We start from the raw sequence: 7,435 nt of genomic DNA on the forward strand, positions 1-7,435 counted from the left end.
TGCGATACGCGCCGCGCCCGCCCCGCACTTGTATGTTCAGTACTGGCCGTCGTTCCGACCCCGGCGGGTGCCGACCCGCTGCCGGCTGATCGACAGCAGCGAACACTGCACCGGATGGGCGATTTCGGTTGCGAGGCCGCCCGCGGCGAACAGCAGGATCATCAGCCAGCGTTTCATGCGTCCTCCACGACCGAAAGGCTCGCACCGTTGGCGACCGTGGCTTCGAGCGCGTACGGATCGACACCCTCGAGGCAGCCGAGATTGACCCGCCAGCACGCGGGATCCTTGCGCGTCTGGTGGAACGGGTAGATCCCGCACCGGCTGCAGAAAAAGTGGTGGGCCGTGTGCGTGTTGAACCGGTAGCTGGTCAACGCGCTCTCGCCTGCGACGATCTTCAGTTCGCTTGCATCGAACATCGGGCTCATCAGCGCGCCGCGACGGCGGCAGAGGCTGCAGTTGCAGCGGGTCGCTGGCGCAAGCGCGGTCCGGACTTCGAATTTCACGGCGCCGCAATGGCAGGATCCGTTGAACCATGTTGCAGACATGTCGTGCTCCTCAGGAGGTCATGCCTGCTTTATAGCGGGCGCGGGTCCATGCTTTGTATCGCGTTGTATCCGCGCGGCGCTCGGATACAGAACATTGCAATTTTGTGGCCGGCGCCGTGCGTTGCGCATTGCGCATTGCGGTGGCATCGCTGCGCATTCGCCCAGCCCGCGGCGCGCGGCGCGGGCCCGGGAATCAGTCCAGCACGTGCTGCAACCGCGCGATGGCCGCTCGCGTCTCGCGCTCGAGCGTCGCGAACAGCTCAGCCGCCGGCAGCGACCGGACGAGGGGCGCCGCCTGCCCGGCCCACTGCGCACCGTAGCCGAACTCGCCTGTTGCCTTCGCGGCCGCATGCAGTGCCTTGCCGGCGTCGTACGCGATCGGATAGGCCGGCGTGGCCGGCGCGTGCGGATCGTCGCCGAGCGCGGTCAACCGGTTCGCGATGCCGCGCGCGAGCCGGCCGGAGATCGCGCTCGTGAACGTCGTGCGGCGCGCCGCGTCGCCGAGGATCGCGTGGCGATAGCCGTCGTCGATCGATGTCTCCGGGCATGCGACGAAGGCGGTGCCGAGCTGCGCGGCCTGCGCGCCGAGCGCGAGCGCCGCGGCGATGCCGTCGCCGTCCATGATGCCGCCGGCGGCGATCACCGGCAGCGCGCATTCGCGCACGATCAGGCGCGTGAGCGCGAACGTGCCGAGCCGATCGTCGTGCGCCGTCGAGTCGAACACGCCACGGTGCCCGCCGGCCTCGATGCCTTGCGCGACGATCGCATCGATGCCGGCCGCGGCGATCTGCCGGGCTTCGTCGGGATTTGTCGCGGTCGCGAACAGCGTGACGCCCGCGCGCTTCAACATCGCGATTGCCTCGTCGGACGGCAACCCGAAATGAAAGCTCACGACGGCCGGTTTTTCTTCGACCAGCATCGCGAGCATTTCATCGTCCGCGACGAAGCTCGTATAGATCTCCGACAGCGACGCCGGCGGTGTCGCGCCGTGTTCGCGAAATGCGGGCGCGAGCCAGTCGAGCCACGCGCGTTCGACGGCGGCGTCGGCACGGGCCGGCTGGTGGCAGAACAGGTTGATGTTGAACGGCCGGTCGGTGAGCGCGCGCGTGTCGCGGATCAACTTGCGCGCGCCGGCGGCGTTCGTCGCGCCGACGCCCAGCGAGCCGAGGCCGCCCGCATTCGACACGGCTGCCGCCAGCGCGGGCGTGCTGACGCCGGCCATCGGCGCCTGGATGATCGGGGTGCGGATGCCGAGGGTGCGCAACAGCGTCCGGTTGTCGGTCGAGGGAATCATGTCGTGCGTCTCCTGTGGGCGGCGCGAACACAAACGGGAAGCATGCCGGCGGGCATGCGGGGCGGCCGGCGGGCCGGCGTTTCAGAAATCCAGCGCTCAGGATAGCGGACCGGGAAACCGCCTCCAAGTCGGCCGAACGGCAGATGCCACGTCGCGCCCCTTCGTGAAATACTGCGGCCACGCGTTCTTCCGGAACCCCGAGATGACCGACATGCCTGCCGTACCCTCGTTCCTTTGCCTGGTCACGCGTTGCGCGCGGACGTGCCTCGCCGTGTTGCTGATCGCCGGGCCAGCGACGGCCGCCTTTGCCGCGGACGTGCCGGGCGGCGCGCCCGCGCCGGCGGCCCGCGCGCCGCAGCGCATCCTGTTCGTCGGCGACAGCCTCACACACGGCCGTTACGCGCCCGTGCGTTCGTACGGCGCAATGCGCGCCCGCAGCCAGGGCGTCGGGGGCACCGCGCAGGTCGTCGACGAAAACTTCGGGCGGACCGATGCCCGCGCGGAACGCGAGCCGGGCCCGTGGGGTGGAATTCCGGGGATCTTCGCGCGCCTTGCCGTCGAAGCCGGGCTCGACTACGACGTGCACCTCGAGGCGATGTCGGCGACGAGTCTCGCGAAACATGCCCGCGTGGCATCGGACGTGATCGATCGGCCCACGTGGGATGCGGTCGTTCTGCAGGAGCTGAGCGCCAAGCCGCTGCCGTTTGCGCTCACGCACAGCCGCGCGAGCGATCCGGCCGGTTTCTGTGCGAGCGTAGCGAAGCTGGCGCGCGGCATTCGTGCGGCGGCGCCGCAAGCGCGTGTCTATCTGTATGAAACCTGGCCGCGCGCCGATCTCGCGAAAGCGCTCGCGGGCGGGCCGGGCAGCGACGGTTTTCACGCACGCTACGTCGAGCGTCTCGCCGACATCGTCGCCGCGTATCGCGATGCATTTGATCGTGCGCGCCGCACCGATCCGTCGATCGCCGCGGTCGCGCCGGTCGGCCGCGCGTGGCAGCGCGCATGGGCGACCGGTGTTGCCGATCCCGACCCGTATGTGCGGTCCGGCGCGCCGCTGCTGTGGTACGGCATGCGTGAGCGGAACGACCCGCCGATCTCGCGGCCCGACTATCTGCATCCGGGCGTGTCGGGCGCTTACCTGAGCGCGCTCGTGTTGTTCCAGCAGATCGCCGGCGTCGACGTCCGAACCTTCGGCCCGCGCGAGCAAGCGGCCGCGCAACTTGGCATCGCGCCCGACCTGGCGGCAAGGTTGCAGGCTGTTGCGTCCGATACGGTCCGGGGTGAACGGGGCGACGCCGGAGGCGATGCTGGCGGCGGTGCCGGGGCGGATGTCAATGCCGGTGCGGACGCCAGTGCCGATGCAGGTGCAGGTGCAGGTGCAGGTGCAGGTGCGACCGCGACGGCCGGGCGTTCCGATCCGTGCGCGTCGCCATGAGCGGCAACGATGCGCGCCCTATGCGCCCTATGCGCTCGATCGATCGCCGCACACCGACGAACGCGCGAAACGGAGTCCCCAGCTCCGTTGTGCGACGCCAGGCCAACCTGGCCGATACCGAACCGCGCGCGACGGCATCACGAAGCGCCAGACACGCGCCACACCACCGATGGTTTTCCCTGCCCTCGTGTTCCCGCAGCGGCCGCCGCACCGTCCGACGCCCGTCCCGCGGGCGTTCCGCAGCCTTTCTGCGCAGGAAAGGATGCTTGAGGCATCCGCAATTATCGAGCCGCGCAAATTCGCCCACCATGTTTCGGACGATCGGCGCCCCCCGCGCATCCGGCCTTTCACGGGCTTGGCGGGCACGTGCGTCGCGTCGTGCGAGCGGGCCCACAGGGCCGGCCGCGAACGGCCGGGTGTCGCGCCACGGCAAATCGATAATCAGGAGACACGATGAACAGCCAATCCCTCGACCTTGGCGGCACCGCAGGAGATCCCGCGTCCGCCGTACCGCCCGCGGCCCGGGCCGGCGCCGATGCGACGGCCCTGCCCGCCCGCGCCATCACGCTCGGCGAATTCATGGACGATCTGCCGGTCGGTGCGCTGCACCGGTTCGTCGTCTGGGTGATCGGCATCGGGCTGTTCTTCGACATGTACGAGATCTTCCTCGTCAGCACGATCGGTTCCGCGTTGCAGAACGAATACGGGCTGAGCCGGCAAAGCGCCGATTTCAAGCTGCTGCTGGCCTCGGCATTCATCGGGATGTTCGTCGGCGCGATGTGTCTCGGCAGCCTCGCGGACCGCATCGGACGGCGCAAGGCGTTCCTGATGACGCTCGTCTGGTACAGCGCGTTTTCGCTGATCGGCGCGTTCTCGGTGAATGCCGACATGCTGGTGGCATGCCGGTTCCTGACGGGCATCGGTGTCGGCGCGATCTACCCGGTCGCCGACAGCTTCCTGTCGGAAATCCTGCCGAAGGAAAAGCGCGGGCGGCTCGCCGCGTGGGCCTATACGACCTCATACGTCGCGGTGCCGCTGGTCGGCTTCCTCGCGCTATGGCTGAACCCGCTTCACGTCGCGGGCGTGGCCGGCTGGCGCATCATCCTCGCGATCGGCAGCCTCGGCGCCGTGTACGTGCTGCTGATCCAGCACCGGCTGCCGGAGAGCCCGCGCTGGCTGCTCGCGCAGGGCCGTACGGCGGAGGCGCATGCCGCGGCGCGGCGCTTCGCGGAGAGCGCCGGCGTGCGCGTGCCCGAGCAGTTCGCGGCGTCCGCCGAACCGCAGCGGCCGCTGAGTCTCGGCGAGCGCATCGCGCTGCTGCGCCACCGGCCCTACGGCGCGCGCTACCTGATGCTCGCGGTGTTCCACCTGCTCCAGGGCTTCGGCTATTACGGCTTCGGCACGCTCGCGGGCACGGTCGTCAAGAGCCGCGGTTTCGACGTGACGGACAGCACGCTGTTCATTGCGCTGTCGTTCATCGGTTATCCGATCGGCTCGCTGCTGTCGATTCCGTTGCTGAACTGGATCGAGCGACGCACGCTCGTGATCGTGTCGATCCTGTCGATCGCCGCGTTCGGGCTGTGCTTCGCGTATTCGGGCAATACGGCGCTGATCGTCTGCTTCGGTTTCCTGACGACCTGCGCGTCGAACGTGTTCAGCAACGCCTATCACGTGTACCAGGCGGAGATTTTCCCGGCGCGCGTACGGTCGACTGCGATCGGCAGCACGTACGCGCTGTCGCGCATCGTCAGCGGCGCACTGCCGTTCGTGCTGCTGCCGGTGCTGGTCGCACACGGCGCGGGTGCGATGTTCGGCGTGATCTCGGTCGCGCTCGGCATCGTCGCCGTCACGTTGCGAGTGCTCGGGCCGCTGACCACGCGGCGCAGCCAGGACGACATCAACCCGGTATGACGCGGCGCGCTGCGCCGGGGCGTGCGCATGCGCGCCCCGGGCTTCGCGTGCGGCGCGTTCCGCTCGTTCAGCGTGCCGACATGAAATCGAACAGCTTCGCGATGTCAGTAGTCAGCACGGTGCCGGCCTTCACGCCGACCCACAGCGTGCGCGTCGCCCACGCGTCGTCGAGCTTCACGACGCCGAGCCGCGCCGCGCGCTCGCCGGTCACCGCGTCGCGCGGCAGCACGCCGATTCCGAGCCCGGCCTCGATCATCCGGCTCACGCCGTCGAAATTCGATACCTGGATGCGCAGCTTCAGCGAGCGCTCGGCCGCGAACGCGGCGTCGGTCATCCGCGCGAGCAGCGAGCTGCCGCCGCTCAGGCCGACGTAATCTTCATCGAGCGTATCCGCGAAGCGGATGCTGTCGTGCGCGGCGAAGCGATGCCCGCGCGGCACGAGCAGCACGAGCTCGTCGCGCCGGTACAGCCGCCGTTCGATGCCGGGTGCGGGCACGTTGTCCGCGAACACGCCGAGATCGGCCTTGCCGGAGCCGAGCGCGTCGACGATCTCGTGGCTCAACCGCTCCTCGAGACTGACCTTGATGCCGGGGTTGTCGGTGAGGAACGCGGCGAGATCGGCTGGCAGGAACTGGACGATGGCCGACGTGTTGGCCCACACGTGAATGTGGCCGCGCACGCCGGCGACGTAGTCGCTCATCTCGTGCGCCATCCGGTTGACCTGCTCGATGACCTTCGCCGCGTGGTCGAGTAGCGCGCGGCCCGCCGGCGTCAGCTCGACGCCGCGCGCATGCCGCACGAACAGCGCGCTGCCGGTCACGCTCTCGAGCTCGGCGATCCGCTTGCTGACCGCGGACAGCGTGAGCTGGCCGTGTTCGGCCGCCTTGGTCAGGCTGCCGTGCTCGGCGACGAGCGCGAACACGCGCAGCGACTGCAGATCGAAATGAAGCGGGTTCACCATGATGAGGTCCCTGGGGAAAGCCATGCGGCGTGGACGAACGGCACCGGACCGGCCCGATGCCGATCATACGCCCGGCCGCGCGCGGTGCGAACCGGTGTGCCTCGTGGCGAATCCGTGCGGATTCGTGCGGATTCGTACGACTTGGCGCAATACGTCGCGCTCAGCGCGGCGCGATCGCCTGCAACGCGGCGAGCATCGCGCTGTCGGGTGTCGCGAGATCGTCGAGCACCGTGAAGTGCTGCATGCCGGGCAGCCACGCGCGCGCGATCCGCTCGCCGGCCGCCTCGCATGCGTGCGCGTATTCGTGGGCGTGCCGCACGAGTTCCGGCAACTCGGCCGCGCCGACCGCGACGACGGTCGGCGCGCCGGGCCCGATATGACGCAGCGGGCTGTACGCGGCGATTTCGTGCGCGGTGAGCTGCAGTCTGTCGTTAAGCACGCACAGCGAGATCGGTTCGAGATCGACGAGCGGGCTGATCGCAAGCGCCGACACGACGGCCGGATGCGCGCGATGCACGGCCGTCAGGTGGCCGCCCGCCGAGTGACCGCTCAGGTGGATCGGCCGTCCTGCGGTGCCGATGCCGTCGGGATCGATCGACAGGTAGTCGAGCAACGCGCCGATCTCGCCGACGATGTCGGTCATCGATGCGGCCGGGGCAAGCGTGTATTCCGCGAGCACGACGTCGAAGCCGCGCGCGAGCGGCCCGGCGGCCGCGTACGCGAAATCCTCTTTCGCGCAGTGCTGCCAGTAGCCGCCATGAATAAACACGAACAGCGGCGCGTCGGGCCGGCCGCAGCGCAGCCAGTCGAAGCGCTGCGCCGGGCGCGCGCCGTAACGCAGGTCGCGCTGCCCGGGCGTCGCGTCGTAAAGCGCCCTGCTGCGTGCCTGGCACGATGCGAGCACGGCCGGGAAATCGGCAATGGCTTTCGTGTTGAGGTAGGCGGCGTCGAGCGCCGCGCGGTCCATGCCGCGATAGAGGATCGTCATTCGGAAAGTGTCCGGGTCGGATAGGCGAATACGCGGATAGGCGGATGACGCGAGGACATTCACGGCGCCCGCGGCGAAGGCGCCGGACGGGCCGGCGCCGTTGCTCCATTATCCGCAGCGCGACCGGGGCCGGCTATCCGGAATCGGCGGCTGCGGCGTGCGCCTGTCCGCTTTCGGCGGAGGACTGCCGCGCGGCTGGCACGTCGTGCCGCCGCGCGAGCAAACGAGCAAACGAGCAAACGAGCAAACGAGCAAACGAGCAAACGAGCAAACGAGCAAACGAGCAAACGAGCAAACGAGC

The 7,435-nt window shown here is 69.2% G+C and carries 7 protein-coding genes and 1 pseudogene; 3 read left to right on the top strand and 5 right to left on the bottom strand.

From position 1 onward, the window contains the following. Positions 1-36: 36 nt before the first annotated feature. The 3 genes from SB771_RS10420 to SB771_RS10430 all read right to left on the bottom strand — a co-directional run bounded on the left by SB771_RS10420 (position 37) and on the right by SB771_RS10430 (position 1,839). Positions 37-177: a hypothetical protein gene (locus tag SB771_RS10420; RefSeq protein ID WP_175660811.1), complete on the bottom strand. Its 141-nt coding sequence runs from the start codon at positions 175-177 to the stop codon at positions 37-39. Further along, the gene (locus tag SB771_RS10425; protein WP_165751433.1) at positions 174-545 is read right to left on the bottom strand and encodes a GFA family protein; all 372 of its coding nucleotides are present in this window, start codon (positions 543-545) and stop codon (positions 174-176) included. The genes SB771_RS10420 and SB771_RS10425 overlap by 4 nt, the downstream gene beginning before the upstream one ends. A gap of 193 nt (positions 546-738) precedes the next feature. Continuing rightward, entirely contained in the window at positions 739-1,839 is a 1,101-nt protein-coding gene (locus SB771_RS10430) for an NAD(P)H-dependent flavin oxidoreductase (RefSeq protein WP_175660810.1), read from the bottom strand. 211 nt (positions 1,840-2,050) lie between these two features. Here SB771_RS10430 and SB771_RS10435 point away from each other — a divergent pair, with 211 nt between their 5' ends. Continuing rightward, entirely contained in the window at positions 2,051-3,274 is a 1,224-nt protein-coding gene (locus SB771_RS10435; protein ID WP_244096785.1) for a hypothetical protein, read from the top strand. Positions 3,275-3,727: 453 nt separating this feature from the next. Further along, positions 3,728-5,185 carry an MFS transporter gene (locus tag SB771_RS10440; protein ID WP_175660808.1) on the top strand — a complete coding sequence of 486 codons (1,458 nt, stop codon included), beginning with the start codon at positions 3,728-3,730 and terminating at the stop codon, positions 5,183-5,185. A 67-nt stretch (positions 5,186-5,252) separates the two neighbouring features. On the opposite strand, the gene SB771_RS10445 is transcribed toward SB771_RS10440, so the two are convergent. After that, positions 5,253-6,146, bottom strand: coding sequence for a LysR family transcriptional regulator (locus SB771_RS10445; RefSeq protein ID WP_175660807.1), 894 nt, complete (start codon positions 6,144-6,146; stop codon positions 5,253-5,255). Positions 6,147-6,306: 160 nt separating this feature from the next. Beyond that, positions 6,307-7,134 (bottom strand): alpha/beta hydrolase, encoded by an 828-nt coding sequence (locus SB771_RS10450; RefSeq protein ID WP_175660806.1) that lies wholly within the window; start codon positions 7,132-7,134, stop codon positions 6,307-6,309. Positions 7,135-7,234: 100 nt separating this feature from the next. On the opposite strand from SB771_RS10450, the pseudogene SB771_RS10455 reads away from it, so the two are divergent. Then, positions 7,235-7,435: pseudogene (locus SB771_RS10455) on the top strand (hypothetical protein); the annotation flags it as partial.

The sequence above is a fragment of the Burkholderia sp. SIMBA_051 genome, assembly GCF_046534915.1.
Classification (GTDB): domain Bacteria; phylum Pseudomonadota; class Gammaproteobacteria; order Burkholderiales; family Burkholderiaceae; genus Burkholderia; species Burkholderia ambifaria.

Bases quoted from the DNA above. Each gene is read 5' to 3' on its own strand.
- SB771_RS10450 (WP_175660806.1), bottom strand. From the start codon at position 7,134: ATGACGATCCTCTATCGCGGCATGGACCGCGCGGCGCTCGACGCCGCC.
- SB771_RS10440 (WP_175660808.1), top strand. From the start codon at position 3,728: ATGAACAGCCAATCCCTCGACCTTGGCGGCACCGCAGGAGATCCCGCG.
- SB771_RS10425 (WP_165751433.1), bottom strand. From the start codon at position 545: ATGTCTGCAACATGGTTCAACGGATCCTGCCATTGCGGCGCCGTGAAA.
- SB771_RS10430 (WP_175660810.1), bottom strand. From the start codon at position 1,839: ATGATTCCCTCGACCGACAACCGGACGCTGTTGCGCACCCTCGGCATC.
- SB771_RS10435 (WP_244096785.1), top strand. From the start codon at position 2,051: ATGCCTGCCGTACCCTCGTTCCTTTGCCTGGTCACGCGTTGCGCGCGG.
- SB771_RS10445 (WP_175660807.1), bottom strand. From the start codon at position 6,146: ATGGTGAACCCGCTTCATTTCGATCTGCAGTCGCTGCGCGTGTTCGCG.
- SB771_RS10420 (WP_175660811.1), bottom strand. From the start codon at position 177: ATGAAACGCTGGCTGATGATCCTGCTGTTCGCCGCGGGCGGCCTCGCA.